This window comes from Nocardia speluncae NBRC 108251 (genome assembly GCF_001613245.1).
Classification (GTDB): domain Bacteria; phylum Actinomycetota; class Actinomycetes; order Mycobacteriales; family Mycobacteriaceae; genus Nocardia; species Nocardia speluncae.
In genome coordinates this window covers 197,747-212,065 of sequence record NZ_BDBZ01000013.1, presented here as the reverse complement: position 1 = coordinate 212,065, position 14,319 = coordinate 197,747, and the positions used below count along the sequence as shown (strand labels likewise).

At 66.4% G+C, this 14,319-nt stretch carries 12 protein-coding genes; 7 read left to right on the top strand and 5 right to left on the bottom strand.

Going from position 1 to position 14,319, the window contains the following annotated elements; translation table 11 throughout:
• Positions 1–98: 98 nt before the first annotated feature.
• From gdhA to NS6_RS15155, 3 genes are all read right to left on the bottom strand, one after another.
• Positions 99–1,448 (bottom strand): NADP-specific glutamate dehydrogenase, encoded by a 1,350-nt coding sequence (gene gdhA, locus NS6_RS15165; protein ID WP_068042174.1) that lies wholly within the window; start codon positions 1,446–1,448, stop codon positions 99–101.
• Positions 1,449–1,746: 298 nt separating this feature from the next.
• Positions 1,747–2,703 (bottom strand): electron transfer flavoprotein subunit alpha/FixB family protein, encoded by a 957-nt coding sequence (locus NS6_RS15160; protein ID WP_068042171.1) that lies wholly within the window; start codon positions 2,701–2,703, stop codon positions 1,747–1,749.
• A 38-nt stretch (positions 2,704–2,741) separates the two neighbouring features.
• Entirely contained in the window at positions 2,742–3,527 is a 786-nt protein-coding gene (locus NS6_RS15155; RefSeq protein WP_068042168.1) for an electron transfer flavoprotein subunit beta/FixA family protein, read from the bottom strand.
• Between the two features lie 195 nt (positions 3,528–3,722).
• On the opposite strand from NS6_RS15155, the gene NS6_RS15150 reads away from it, so the two are divergent.
• From NS6_RS15150 to NS6_RS15140, 3 genes are read left to right on the top strand one after another with little or no spacing between them, the layout of a single operon-like run.
• Entirely contained in the window at positions 3,723–4,508 is a 786-nt protein-coding gene (locus NS6_RS15150; RefSeq protein ID WP_068042165.1) for a class I SAM-dependent methyltransferase, read from the top strand.
• Positions 4,505–6,046, top strand: a complete 1,542-nt coding sequence (locus NS6_RS15145) for a 1,4-alpha-glucan branching protein domain-containing protein (RefSeq protein ID WP_068042162.1) — start codon at positions 4,505–4,507, stop codon at positions 6,044–6,046. The genes NS6_RS15150 and NS6_RS15145 overlap by 4 nt, the downstream gene beginning before the upstream one ends.
• Positions 6,043–7,305 (top strand): glycosyltransferase family 4 protein, encoded by a 1,263-nt coding sequence (locus NS6_RS15140; RefSeq protein ID WP_068042159.1) that lies wholly within the window; start codon positions 6,043–6,045, stop codon positions 7,303–7,305. The genes NS6_RS15145 and NS6_RS15140 overlap by 4 nt, the downstream gene beginning before the upstream one ends.
• 91 nt (positions 7,306–7,396) lie before the next feature.
• Here NS6_RS15140 and NS6_RS15135 read toward each other — a convergent pair whose 3' ends face one another.
• On the bottom strand, positions 7,397–8,707 hold the full coding sequence (locus NS6_RS15135) for an outer membrane protein assembly factor BamB family protein (protein WP_245669351.1): 1,311 nt from the start codon (positions 8,705–8,707) through the stop codon (positions 7,397–7,399).
• 133 nt (positions 8,708–8,840) lie between these two features.
• On the opposite strand from NS6_RS15135, the gene NS6_RS15130 reads away from it, so the two are divergent.
• Positions 8,841–9,590 (top strand): acyltransferase, encoded by a 750-nt coding sequence (locus NS6_RS15130; RefSeq protein ID WP_068042156.1) that lies wholly within the window; start codon positions 8,841–8,843, stop codon positions 9,588–9,590.
• A gap of 11 nt (positions 9,591–9,601) precedes the next feature.
• Here NS6_RS15130 and NS6_RS15125 read toward each other — a convergent pair whose 3' ends face one another.
• A complete protein-coding gene (locus tag NS6_RS15125) occupies positions 9,602–10,150 on the bottom strand; it encodes a DUF1697 domain-containing protein (protein WP_068042153.1) in 549 nt (182 codons plus the stop codon).
• Positions 10,151–10,306: 156 nt separating this feature from the next.
• On the opposite strand from NS6_RS15125, the gene NS6_RS15120 reads away from it, so the two are divergent.
• From NS6_RS15120 to NS6_RS15110, 3 genes are all read left to right on the top strand, one after another.
• Complete coding sequence (locus NS6_RS15120) at positions 10,307–10,537, top strand: hypothetical protein (RefSeq protein WP_068042150.1); 231 nt, start codon at positions 10,307–10,309, stop codon at positions 10,535–10,537.
• A 286-nt stretch (positions 10,538–10,823) separates the two neighbouring features.
• Entirely contained in the window at positions 10,824–12,854 is a 2,031-nt protein-coding gene (locus NS6_RS15115; protein ID WP_068042145.1) for an ATP-binding protein, read from the top strand.
• A complete protein-coding gene (locus NS6_RS15110) occupies positions 12,851–14,317 on the top strand; it encodes an ABC transporter substrate-binding protein (protein WP_068042143.1) in 1,467 nt (488 codons plus the stop codon). Before NS6_RS15115 ends, NS6_RS15110 begins: the two co-directional genes overlap by 4 nt.
• Positions 14,318–14,319: the final 2 nt, after the last annotated feature.

The window sequence follows — 14,319 nt, the reverse complement described above, 5'->3', positions numbered from 1 at the left end:
CCTACACTCATCTCAGCCCTGAGTACCACTGCGCGACAAGCGGCTCGCTCCCGCGATCGGTCCGAGGTGGAAACCGATCGTCGCGTTCGACCCGTCCGTCAGATGACGCCGAGTGCGAGCATGGCATCCGCAACCTGGATGAAACCGGCGATATTCGCCCCGACGACATAGTTTCCGGGGGAACCGTATTCGTCGGCGGTCGCGAGAGTGCGATCGTGCACACCGCGCATGATCTCGGCAAGGCGTTCCTCGGTGTATTCGAACGACCACGAGTCCCGGGAGGCGTTCTGCTGCATTTCCAGGGCACTGGTCGCGACACCACCCGCGTTGGCGGCCTTACCCGGCGCGAACCCGACCTTCGCCTCGCCGAACACCCGCGCCGCCTCCGGCGTGCAGGGCATATTCGCTCCCTCGGCGACGACCGTGCAGCCGTTGCGTACCAGTACGGCCGCGTCCCGGCCGTTGAGTTCGTTCTGCGTGGCGCAGGGTAGCGCGATATCGCACGGCACATTCCAGACCGACCCGTCCTCGACGAACCGCGCCGAACGACCCCGTTCGTCGGCATAGCAGGAGATCCGGGCCCGGCGCTGTTCCTTGACCGCTTTGAGCAGTTCGAGGTCGATTCCGGCTTCGTCGACGATATAGCCGCTCGAATCGGAGCAGGCGATCACCGTGCCCCCCAGTTGCTGCACCTTCTCGATCGCGTAGAGGGCCACGTTTCCGGAACCGGAGACGATGACCTTTTTGCCCTCGAAGCCTTCACCGCGGGTCCGCAGCAGTTCGTCGACGAAGAACACGACACCGTAGCCGGTGGCTTCGGTGCGGACCTGCGACCCGCCCCAAGCGAGCCCTTTACCCGTGAGCACACCCGATTCGAAGCGGTTGGTGATGCGTTTGTACTGCCCGAACAGGTAGCCGATTTCCCGCCCACCGACACCGATATCACCGGCCGGGACATCGGTGTGCTCGCCGATATGCCGGTAGAGCTCGGTCATGAATGCCTGGCAGAAGCGCATCACCTCGGCATCGGAGCGGCCCTTCGGGTCGAAATCGGATCCACCTTTGCCCCCGCCGATCGGCATGCCCGTCAGGGAGTTCTTGAAGGTCTGCTCGAAACCCAGGAATTTCACGATTCCGACGTTCACGGTCGGGTGGAAGCGCAGCCCGCCCTTGTACGGCCCGAGCGCGGAATTGAACTCGACCCGGAATCCCCGGTTGATCTGTACCTGACCGGAGTCGTCGACCCAGGCCACCCGGAAGATGATCTGCCGTTCGGGCTCACACAGGCGTCGGATCACGGCCGCATCAGTGTAGGCGGGATGCTTGGCCACTACCGGAGCGAGGCTGTCCAGCACTTCGTGCACGGCCTGGTGGAACTCGGTCTCCCCCGCATTGCGGAGAAGCACCTCGTCGTAGATCTCCTGTAGTTCCTCGTGCAGAACGGGCATGGATCCGGTACCTCCTCATCAGCGGTGACCACGTGCTGATCGACCCGTCGGGCCGCGCTCGAGCTTTCGCATCTGTCACGAACCTCTCCGCCACGAGGACACCGTTGTGAGCCTAACTGCCGGCCCGAATGAGCCTCCCACCTGGATACACTCAACGCGGTTCAAACCTACTTGGGAGTAATTTTCGCCACAGATTTCCGGGCGTACGCTCACCGGCCGGAGCACGAAAAGCGAACGCCCGGCCGGATGAACCGGCCGGGCGTTGTCGTGAACGGGTGCGGACAGAGCCGCGGGGCGCTCAGCCCTTGTGCTTCTTGACCTCTTCGGTCAGCTGCGGGGCGACGTTGAACAGGTCGCCGACGATGCCGTAGTCGGCGATCTCGAAGATCGGCGCCTCTTCGTCCTTGTTGACCGCGATGATGGTCTTCGAGGTCTGCATACCGGCCCGGTGCTGGATCGCGCCGGAGATGCCCAGGGCGACGTACAGCTGCGGGGAAACCGTCTTACCGGTCTGGCCGACCTGGAACTGGCCCGGGTAGTAGCCCGAGTCGACCGCGGCACGCGAGGCGCCGACGGCCGCGCCGAGCGAATCGGCCAGGGTCTCGACCACGGAGAAGTTGTCGGCGGAACCGACACCGCGGCCACCGGAGACGACGATATTCGCCTCGGTGAGCTCGGGCCGGTCACCCGCGACGACGGGCTCGCGGCTCGTGACCTTGACGGCGCCTTCTTCCTGCGCAGGAACCTCGACGGTGACCTTCTCGCCGGCGCCGGCCGAGGGTTTCGCCTCGATCGAACCGGGGCGAACGGAGATCACGGGCACATCGCCGGTGGCCTTGGCGTCGACGGTGAAGGCGCCACCGAAGATGCTGTGCACGGCCGAGCCGTCGGCTTTGACGTCGATGACGTCGACCAGCAGGCCGGAGCCGATACGAGCGGCCAGGCGACCGGAGACCTCTTTGCCCTCGGCGGTCGCGGCGACCAGGACGGCCGCCGGGGAGGCGGATTCGACCAGGCCGGCCAGCACGTCGACCTTCGGCGTGATGAGGTAGTTCTCGACATCGTCGGATTCGGCGACGTAGATCTTGGCGGCACCGGCCGCGGCCAGCGCGTCGGACAGTTTGTCGGCGGTGCCGGGGGCGCCCGCCACCACGGCCGACGGCTCGCCGAGGGCGGCGGCGGCGCTCAGCAGTTCGGTGGTCACCTTCTTGACCGCACCGTCGGCGTGCTCTACGAGCACAAGTACTTCTGCCATTTGTCTCTTCTCCTAGAAGTTGCTGCGGGTGCGGGGACTCAGATGATCTTCTGGCCGACCAGGTACTGGGCGATCTTGGTGCCGCCGTCGCCCTCGTCGCTGATCTTCTCGCCCGCCGTGCGCGGCGGCTTCGGGGTGGACGCGGTCACCGCGGTGCCCGCGTTCGCCACACCCACGGTCGACGGGTCGATGCCCAGATCTTCCAGGGTGAAGGTCTGCACTTCCTTCTTCTTGGCGGCCATGATGCCCTTGAAGGAGGGGAAGCGCGGTTCGTTGATCTTCTCGGTGACGCTGACGATGGCCGGCAGCGTCGCCTCCAGCTTGAACACGCCGTCGTCGGTCTCGCGCTCGCCGGTGATCTTCTCGCCGTCGACGGTGAGCTTGCGCAGATGGGTGAGCTGCGGGATGCCCAGGTACTCGGCGATAACGGCCGGAACGGCACCGGAACGGCCGTCGGTGGCCTCGTTGCCGGCGATGACCAGTTCGACGCCTTCGACCTGCCCCAGTGCACCGGCCAGGACCCACGCGGTCTGGACGGTATCGGAGCCGTGGATGGCCGGGTCGTTGATGTGGATGGCTTTGTCGGCGCCCATGGACAGGGCTTTGCGGATGGCCTCGGTGGCGCGATCCGGGCCGGCGGCGAGCACGGTGACCTCACCGCCCTGGGCCTCCTTGATCAGGAGGGCTTCTTCGACGGCGCGCTCGTTGATCTCGTCGAGCACCGCGTCTGCGGCTTCACGGTCGAGTGTGAAGTCACCGTCGGTCAGCTTGCGCTCGGACCAGGTATCGGGCACCTGCTTGATGAGTACGACGATATTCGGCATCGGTCTTCGTCGACCTCCTGTTCTGGTTACCTGTGTTGGCGGTCGCACGATCTCCAGCGGCCGTACGTCCATGTGAGTAGCTCAGGCCGAGACATTACCCTACGTTAAGTTACTCGTGGGTAACTTACAAGCGCGGCCACCCGGAGGGCCTCCCTGGACACCCGTGTACCGGGCAGTACCAGTAACCTCGTCGCAATGAGCGAGGCTGTGATTCCCGCCGCACCGGCCACCCCTGACGTACTGGAGCCGCTGCCGTTGACCGGCGAGCGGACGGTGCCGGGTATCGCGGAGGAGAACTACTGGTTCCGCCGGCACGAGATCGTCTACGACCGGCTGCTGTCGCGGTGCGCGGACAAGGTGGTACTCGAGGCAGGGTCGGGCGAAGGATACGGCGCAAATATGATCGCCGAGATCGCGACCGCGGTGATCGGGCTCGACTACGACCGCGGCGCGGCCGCGCATGTACGCGCACGGTACCCCCGGGTGCAGATGATCCGCGGTAACCTGGCCGCCCTCCCACTGCCGGACGACACGGTCGACACCGTGGTGAATTTCCAAGTGATCGAACACCTTTGGGATCAGGTGCAGTTCCTGCGCGAATGCCTGCGCGTGCTGCGCCCCGGCGGTGAACTGCTCATCAGCACCCCCAACCGGATCACCTTCTCCCCCGGGCGTGACACCCCGCTCAACCCCTTCCACACACGCGAACTGAACGCTGCCGAATTGACCGGACTGCTCGAGGAAGCCGGCTTCCGGGTGGAGCTCATGACAGGTGTGCACCACGGCCCGAGCTTGCGCGCACTGGACGACAAACACGGCGGCTCCTTCATCGACGCACAGATCGAGCGGGCGCTGGCCGGCGAGCCCTGGCCGGCCGAACTCACCACCGACGTCGCGGGTATCACCGTCGACGATTTCGCGTTGACTCCCGCCGATATCGACGCCAGCCTCGACCTGGTCGCCCGAGCGGTGAAACCGTGAGCGGCAACAACACCGGCGACGCGGTACCCGGACAGTTCACGCTCGTCCTGCACTCGCACCTCCCCTGGCTGGCCCATCACGGCCGATGGCCGGTCGGCGAGGAATGGCTCTACCAATCGTGGGCGGCGTCGTACCTGCCGGTCGTCGAGGTACTGCGCACGCTCGCCGACGAGGGCCGCTCACATCTGCTGACACTGGGGATAACCCCTGTTCTCGCAGCACAACTCGACGATCCGCATTCGCTTGCGGGAATGCATCACTGGCTCGGCAACTGGCAGTTGCGGGCCGACGAGGCCGCCATGGCCGGAAACAAGGCGCTCGGCCGGCACGAGCACCGGCTCGCGGTGGCAGCGCTGGCCGAGTTCGAGCAGAGCTGGCGGCACGGGGCGGCGCCGGTCTGGCGGCAGTTGCTCGACGCCGATGCCATCGAATTGCTCGGCGGCCCGCTGGCGCACCCCTTCCAGCCCTTACTCGATGAACGGCTGCGCGATTTCCAATTGCGCGAAGGGCTGATCGACGCACGCCTGCGCTGGGGTCATACGCCCTCGGGGATCTGGGCACCGGAATGTGGGTTCACGCCGGGGATGGAAGACGGTTACGCCGCCGCCGGTGTGACCCATTTCATGGTCGATGGACCCGCACTACGCGGGGATACCTCGTTCGGCCGGCCGGTCCGCGATTCACCCGTCGTCGCGTTCGGGCGCGATCTCACTGTCAGCTACCGGGTGTGGTCACCGAAATCGGGTTACCCGGGTAACGGCGCCTACCGAGACTTCCACCACTACGACCACGCCACCGGACTCAAACCCGCCCGGGTCACCGGGAAAACCGTTGCCGGGCCGGACAAGGCGCCCTACGACCCCGAACTCGCCGCGGCGCAGGTCGAGCGGGACGTCACCGATTTCGTCGCAACCGTACGTAAGCGGCTCATCACCGAATCCGAGCGAATCGGACGGCCCGCACTGGTGGTTGCGGCCTTCGATACCGAGCTGTACGGACACTGGTGGCACGAGGGCCCGCAGTGGCTCGCCCAGGTACTGCGCGCACTACCGGAAGCCGGGGTCACCGTCGGCACCCTCGCGGACGCGCGCGAACGCGGGTTCGTCGGCGATCCGGTTCCGCTCGCCGATTCCTCGTGGGGGTCGGGTAAGGACTGGCGGGTCTGGGCCGGCGATCAGGTCCGCGACCTGGTCGAACTGAACGAAGAAATCGTCCGGCTCGCCCTCGACACGACCGCGAAGATGCGGGCCGACGCGCCCACCGGCCGTGACCCGGTGGCCGACCAGCTCCTACGCGAAGCCATTCTCACGGTGTCCAGCGACTGGGCGTTCATGGTCAGCAAGGATTCCGCCGCCGGATACGCCCGCGACCGGTCCCACCAGCACGCCCACGCCGTCCGGGAGATCGCGGGCGCCGTGGGCGCGGGCCAGTTCGCGCGGGCCCGGGAATTGGCGGCCGGATGGGCTGTCGCAGACGGCGTGTTCCCGGCCCTGGACGCGCGTAGGCTACGCGTCAATCCAGGAGAAGGACCGCGATGAAGATCTTGATGGTGTCGTGGGAGTACCCGCCCGTGGTCGTCGGAGGACTGGGCAGGCATGTCCACCACCTGGCGACTTCGCTCGCGGCGGCCGGACACGAACTGGTGGTACTCGCGCGGCGCCCCACCGGCACCAGTCCCGCCACTCATCCCACACATTCGTTCGTCGCCGAAGGTGTGCTGGTGGTGGCGGTCGCGGAAGATCCGCCGATCTTCGATTTCGGCGAGGATATGCTCGCCTGGACCCTGGCCATGGGGCATGCGATGGTCCGTGCCGGAGTCGCACTGGACAAGCCCGGTATCGGCGAGGGCTGGACCCCCGATGTGGTGCACGCACACGACTGGCTGGTGGCGCATCCCGCGATCGCACTGGCCGAGTACTACGACGTCCCGCTCGTCTCCACCATCCACGCCACCGAGGCCGGGCGGCACAGCGGCTGGGTAGCGGGCCGGGTGAACCGGCAGGTGCATTCGGTCGAATGGTGGCTGGCCAACGAATCGGATGCGCTCATCGCCTGTTCGGCGTCCATGCAGGACGAAGTGGAACGGCTCTACCGGCCGGACCGGGTGCCCGTACACGTGATCCGCAACGGAATCGATGTGGGGGCCTGGTCGTTTCGCGCCCGGCCGCCACGCAGCGGGCCGCCGCGCCTGCTGTACGTGGGGCGGCTCGAATACGAGAAAGGGATCCAGGACGCGATCGCCGCGCTACCCCGGATCCGCCGTGCGCACCCTGGTACCACGCTGACCATCGCCGGAGTCGGAACCCAGTTCGAATGGTTGCGGGAGCGCGCCCGCGTGCACCGGGTGGCGCGCGCGGTGCATTTCACCGGGCAGCTCGACCATGCCGAACTGCTGGGCTGGCTGCACGGGGCCGACGCCATCGTGCTGCCGAGCCGCTACGAACCGTTCGGGATCGTCGCCCTGGAGGCGGCGGCCACCGGAACACCGCTGGTCACCTCGACCGCGGGCGGGCTGGGCGAAGCCGTGATCGACGGCGTGACCGGGGCCTCGTTCGAACCCGCGGACGTCAACGGCCTGGTGGACGCAGTGATCGCGGTCCTCGACGACCCCGCCGCCGCACAGCAGCGCGCGCGGGCCGCTCGCGACCGGCTCACCGAGGATTTCGCCTGGGACGTGGTGGCCGCGGAAACCGCGGGGGTGTACTCCGGTGCGAAGCGCCGGGTCCGCACTCCACTGGGGCGGCCCGAAATCGACCGCCGCCCGCTCCCGGAAAGAGATCCCGCACAGCCGCTGTGAACCACGGCCGGTAGTCGCCGGGATTCCCGGGGCTGCTGCCCGAAATCGCACGTATCGCAGTCCTTCTCCACACTCGTGGAAGGGGGCCGGATCAGGCTTTTTCGCGGAAGGTGAAAATTTCGCCGATCCGGGTCGCGACCACGACCTCGCCTTCGGCGCCCACGGCCGTTCCCGTGGTGGTGCCCGAGGCGCCGGGCAGGGCATCGGAGTCGACGGTGGCGCCGGTGGCGGTGTCGAAGGTGATCAGGTTCAGTCCGTCGCCGATTGCGGCGGTGACATAACCGGTCCCGCCGGCCGTTTGCACGGGAGCGCCGCGCAAGGCCAGGTCCTTACGTTCCCAGACTTTTTCGTAGCCGGCACCGGTATCGCGGAGGGCCATCAGGTAGCCGTCGTCGCCGGCCGGGATGATCAGGCCGTCGTCGGAGACCGAGATCCCGCGGCGTGGCTCCCAGTCCAGGTGGGCTTCCCATTTCGGTCGGCCGTCGGCGGTGTCGACGGCCAGCAGGCGCCGGCTGTTGTCACCGACGTAGAGCGTCGACCCGTCGGCAGCGAGGGCGGGATCGGTGGCGCTGCCCCCGGCCAGGATCTTGCGGCTCCACTCCTGTACGACCTTGCCGTCGGCGTACCGCAACGCCACCAGGGCGGCATCGGGTTCGCCCGGTTTGCGCACCGTGGCATAGATCCGCCCGGAGTCGACCTCCATCGCGGCGATGGTGGCCACCGCACAGCCCGGGCCACCGGTGGCACAATCTTCGAGCCCCTCCCCGGCGGGCGGCCAGTCGACATCGGGGGTTTTCAGGAAATCGGGCGTCGGCAGCAGCTGCTGGGTGGGCACCATCCGTTTACCGGTCTGCCGTTCCAGTACATCGACCTGACCCGATTGCGTGATCACCAGCAGATGGCCGTCACCGGTGAACTGCATACCGGTCGGCACCCCGGCCACCGGCGTGCGCCAGCGTGGCTGGCCCAGTTGGTTCGCCGATTCGACCGCGCTGTCCAGCCCCACATACACATTGCTCGCGCCGTCGAGCAGGGTGGGCGAGTAGATGGCGTGCGGGCCCAGCGGATTGCAGAAACGTTTACGGCCCGTGGACATCTGATAGGAGTAGATCTCACAATTAGCGTCGGTACGGGTGGTCAGGAAGATCTGCCCCTCCGAACCCACCGTCACCGGCGCGACGACGGGCCCGCCGACCGGACGCGACCACCGCAGGCTCACCGCCCGGGAACCGGTGACCGGGGTATTGCCGCTGTTACGGGCCTCATGTCCCGCCGCGGGCCAGCCCAGACCCCGTCCGACCGTGATGTCGTCCACATCGGTACCGCACGCGGTGAGCACACCCACCGCCGCGACAATCACCGCGAGCCAGGACCCGGTCCGTACGCCGCCGCCGATACGCACCTGCTGGTCTCCTCCGTCGTCCTGTCGCCCCGGCCATGTGTGAGATTAACGGAAGGGTATAGGCCGGGCCCGCGGAGCACGAAAGTAGGCTGTTCGGCAGTGGGGGGACCACGGGAGATTCAGGAGAGACGTCGTGACGAGCATGTGGGGCGCACCGTTGCGCACGCGATGGCAGGGTTCCCGGCGACGGGACCCCAGGCAGGCCCGTTTCCTCACTCGCGATTCGCTGCGCTGGGTCGTGTCCAATCGTGCCTACACGCCCTGGTACCTGGTGCGTTACTACCGACTGCTCAGATTCCGACTGGCCAACCCGCACGTCATCCTGCGCGGCATGGTCTTCCTCGGCAAACGCGTGGAAGTCCACGCCACCCCCGGACTGGGCCGGCTCGAGATCGGGCGCTGGGTCCATATCGGCGACGGTAACGCCATCCGCTGCCACGAGGGCTCGCTGCGAATCGGGGACAAAGTGGTGTTCGGCAAGGACAACGTGGTCAACACCTACCTCGATATCGAGATCGGGGAGTCGACGTTGGTCGCGGACTGGTGCTACATCACCGATTTCGACCACCGGATGGACGACATCACCATGCCGATCAAGGACCAGGGCATCGTGAAGAGCCCGGTGCGAATCGGACCCGACACCTGGATCGCCGCCAAGGTCACCGTGCTGCGCGAAACCCGGGTCGGGCGGGGTTGTGTGCTGGGCGCGCACGCGGTGGTGAAGGGCGAGATCCCGGATTTCGGTATCGCGGTCGGGGCACCCGCCCGGGTGGTGAAGAACCGGAAATCGACGTGGGAGGCCGGCGCTGCCGAACGGACGGCGCGCGAGGCCGCGCTTGCCGATATCGAACGTAAGAAGAACGGGGTCGCGCAGGACGCGTGACCGCCCCGAGGCTATTTCGGCGATTCCATCTTCTTCACGACTCGCTGCACGGTGAGCCAGGTCCGGGTCGTGATGTTCTTCCCGTAGTTCCGTTCCAGCCACACCATGAAATTCGGGGTGTTCGGCGCGGAATTGTCGATGATCGAGAGGAAGGCCCGCGCCTGATCGTCGTAGCCGACGACCTTGGTACGCGGATCCGTATCGGTGGGCATTTCGACACGGGAGTGGGCGCTGTCTTTGAAGAACGTCACGGTCAGATAGGTTTCGCGGCCGTGGGTGTAACCGGCGAAGGGGTCGCGGTCCAGCAGGGCGCGTAGCTCGGCGTAGCCGCGGACTACGGTGCCGCCCGCGATCCCGAGTTCGGCGCTCAGGGCTTCCTGGATCCGCTTCTCGAGCTCCGCACCGGGAGTCTCCCCGGTGGTGAACACGATATTGCCACTGGAGAGCACCGACGCCACCGATTCGAAGCCGAGCCCGGTGAATACACCACGCAGCTTCTCGTTGCTCATATTCGGATTGCTGGGCATGATGCCGCGTAGCAACGCCGCGTACCTGGTCATGGGCAGACCGTACCCCGGCGCTCCGACATCATTCGGGCCCGGCGCCGGTGTCCTGCCCACGAAACCACGGGCAGGACAACTCGGGTCTGGCCGGCGACCGGGATCGGCACTACCTTCGCTGCTGATCGGTACGCTCCGGTCAGGAAGGAAGCAATCATGCGTCGTACTCTCCGGGCCGGCCTGCTGGTAGCGGCCCTGTTCACGATCCCGGTCGCCGGCGCGGCCACCGCCTCGGCCGTGCCACTAGTACCGCAGGCACAGCCCGCGGCCGAGCAGAAGGCGTCCGAGAACATCGGGCTCGTCTGCACCATGCAGTACCCCCCGTCGCCCCTCTGCTTCTTGTCGTCGTTGTCGGCCTCGATTTCGGGACCGTCCGCCGCGGGCTGACCATCCACCACCGGAACGACCCCGGGTCCACGTCCCCGGGTTCGTTCCGGCGGTCATCGGCCCCCCTGCTCCCGGACACCCCATCCGCTCCCGCAACGCAATTCCCGCCTCCCCGTTTCATATTGCGATCTCATGGCTACTCCAAAAGCCTGGGCGGACTTGCCTAAGATGGCTGCACTGATCGATTTTCGTCCAGCAGTTCGCCCGGTCCGCTCAGAGCGCCGGTTCACACTGTGGCACCGGATACCGATATGCCGGATATCGATTGCCGAAAGCGGGAGGGGCGATGCCAGGAGAAGGCCCGGTACTTCATGGGCTGGAACCGATCACCGGGCAGCTGATCGAACAGCTGGTACAACGGCCGGAGGGCCGGAGCCGGCTGCTGCCGGTGGTGGTGGCCGTCGGGCCCCCCGGGAGCGGGAAAACCGTTCTACTGCAATCGCTTGCCCAGCGCTGTGCGAAACTGCCGTTCGCCCAGGTGGATCTGGGTCGCGGCGACCGCACCCCGCGCGAAGTCTTCGGTGAGCTCGCCTTCGAACTCGGCCGGAAGCGAGCGCAATTCGGCAGTATCAACTTCCCGCAACTGTGGCTGTGTGTCGTGGCGGTCGGCAGCACACTGCATATGCAGGCCGACAACCGGCGGGCGGCGCTGCAGACCCTGCGCCAAGTCGTCTCCAGCGCCCAGCCCATGGAGGCGCGCAGCCAGAGCGTCGCCGATATCCTCGAGGCTGCCGGTCAGGTGCCCGAAGGGATGTCGCCGTGGGTGGGTATGGCCGTGGAAAGCCTGATGCAGAGCCTGAACCGGCTCAGTATCAGGCGCCGTATCAAACGCGGACCACGACTCAGCGGTGAACAGGTCGAACGCGACGATATGCTGATCGACCTGGCCAAATGGGCACACGGCGACGACGAATCCCGCGCCGAGGCCGACGCCATTTTCGGGATGGCCTTCCTACACGATCTGCGACGGGCCTACAGCGGCATGCGCGGTACCGGGCGCACCCTCAACTCCGTACTGCTGCTGGACAATGCGCACACTCCCTCCGGCCGGCATTTCTTGCAGACCCTGCGTGAAGCGCGGCGGCGCAACGGTGCCGAACCGGATCCGCTGGTGGTCGTCGCCACCAGCGCGCAATGGCTGCCCGCCTGGAGCGAATGCTGGCACCGTCCCGGTATGCATCGCTTCAGCGATGTCACCGAACGCCGCGAACCCGAACACCGGACCGGCGGTATCGAATGGCCGGAACCGCGCAACCCACCCGATATTCTCACCGACTGGGCATCCGCAGATAATCCGGCGGCCTCCTGGTTTCCCTGGTACCTGGTGGATCTGAGCCGGTTGAGTACGCAGACCACCGGTGATCTCGCCGCCGACCGGCGGATGCGCTCGGTGCCCCGGGTCGCGGATTTTGTCCGCGCCCTCACCGGCGGGAACGCCGCCGCAACCACCGATGTCCTGGCCGCGCTGGAACAGACCGGGGTAGACGATCCACTCGCCTGCGCGCGGTCCGTCCTCACCAGCGCCGTAGGTACCCACCACGATCCTTTGCAGGAGCCGGTCGACACACCCGGCACTGTGCTGGAGCGGGCCGGCGAACGGTTGCTCGGCGATTTCGCGGCCGACAACTTACGTGATCTGGTTACTGCCGCCGCGGGCCGCACCGTGGATGTGCTGTATCAGCGGGAGATTCTGGATTCCCCCCTGCCGGACGGGGAGGCGTTGCTCCAGGAACTGCGTAACCGGTTGTGGATCCGGACCGCCGGCGGGCCGGAACCGGAGATGGTGCTCGATACCTGGCTCCGCCGGATTCTGCTCTGCGAACTGGCAGACCGCGAACCGGACGATCCCCGGAACTGGGACGCCACCCATATGATCTGCCGCGACCTCTACCGGTGCAAATTCGAAGAGGGTGAGGCGGAAGCCGAAATAGCGGCCATCTACCACGATCTGGCTCTCGGCGGACTGGGTGCCGCCATCGAATACCTGGAGCGGCCGTTCCTGCCCGGGCAGACGGAGTTCGGTCACGCATCGGCCACGGCGTGGCTGTCCGATCTGGATCTGATCACCTCGGCCCCACGCCGCCCGGACGCGGATGAAAACCCGTTCACACAGGTCGAGGCGATCGTCCGGAACAACGGTCTGGAGCCCGAACACGAGATGGCGTGGCTGATCGCCGCGCTGTGGGTTTCCAGCGATCCCCTGGGCGATCCGCAACGGACTCTCGATCGCACCATCGAGAACGAATTACGGCAGCTCGCCCGTGGTCTCGGCCGCGGGGCCCTGCTGCTGTATGAACGAGCGGAGAGGTATCGATGACCACCTTGATCCAGCCGCCACCGCCCGGCTACCGAAAATGGTGGTGGGTTCCCGCCGTGTTCCTGGTCGCGGCTCTGGTCGTGGCCGCCACGCTCTGGCTGACCGACCTACTCCGTCCGGGCGACGGGTGCGACGCCGGTCTCGACCGGAACGAAAGCGGCCAATGCGTCGGGGTCACCGACGGTAGCGAGCAGTTCACCGACGATATCGCCGATCTCACAGGGCGCATCCGGGACGAGAACGAGACCGTAGTGGATTCCGGCGATCCGTATGTGAGCATCGTCTTACTGACACCGATGACGACCGGCGACAGCGACGAAGGCAACGTCACGACGGCAGGTATCCAGCACCGGCTGGCCGGCGCACATCTCGCCCAGCTCTCCGCGAACAAGACCAGCTCCTGGGGGGACCGTCCGAAGATCCGGTTACTCCTGGCGAATCCGGGCAGTGATTTCGCCTCGTGGGAATCCGTGGTCGATACGATCGTGCAGCGCCGTACGGCCGATCGTATCGTCGCGGTCACCGGGATCTCGTTCAGTTTCGAGAAGGCGCTCGCGGCCATCGACCGGCTGACCAATCTGGAGGAGCCGATTCCCGTATTCGCCTCCACACTCACGATCGATGTATTTCAGGGAGCACGCGCCTTCCTCAAAGTTTCGCCGCCGGCCTCGGAACATGCTCGTGCTGCCGCGGAATTCCTCGCCGGCGACAACGAAAAAATCCTGATCGTTCGCGACGACAACCCGGCAGACCAGTACGGCCGTACCCTCGCCGGCGCCTTCGAGTCCCAGTTCCCCGGTGATTCGCCGCATTTCGCCGGGCCACCGGAGACCTACGATGCCGGTTTCGGCCAGGTGTCCATCGCGTTCCGCTTCATGATGGCGAACATCTGTGATCGGAAGCCGAGCACGATCTATTTTGCAGGGCGGGGCGCCGATGCCCTCGAATTTCTCACCCAGCTCGCCCAACGCGATTGCCGCGAGCAGCCGATCCAGGTGATGACCGCTGACGATATGCCCTACCACCAGCTCGCGGACAGCGTTGCCGGAAAGGCGCTCGAAGGTAATGTCACGGTACGGTACACCGGGCTGGCCCATCCGGATGCCTGGGACCGAAACCGCAACGAATTCAACCCGATCGCGATCGACCAATTCTCACCCGAGTGCGAAGGCCCGATCTGCTATCGCGCGTTCTCCGACGGCGATGTACACGATTTCGCGGCGGTTATGGAACATGACGCGGTGCTGGCGGCTGTGCAGGCAACCAGGTGGGCGGCCGTGGCAGCCGGGGACGACGTAGATTCGAACGCTGTCGGTCAGATGATGGATCAGATGCGATTCAACTGGGCGTTCGCCGGTGCCAGCGGGAAACTCAACTTCATCGACGGGCTGCCGCAGGGTAAGCCCATTCTGCTCCTGGAGGCACGGAACGGCCGGCCACCGCTGTATCTCGAATCACGCTGACA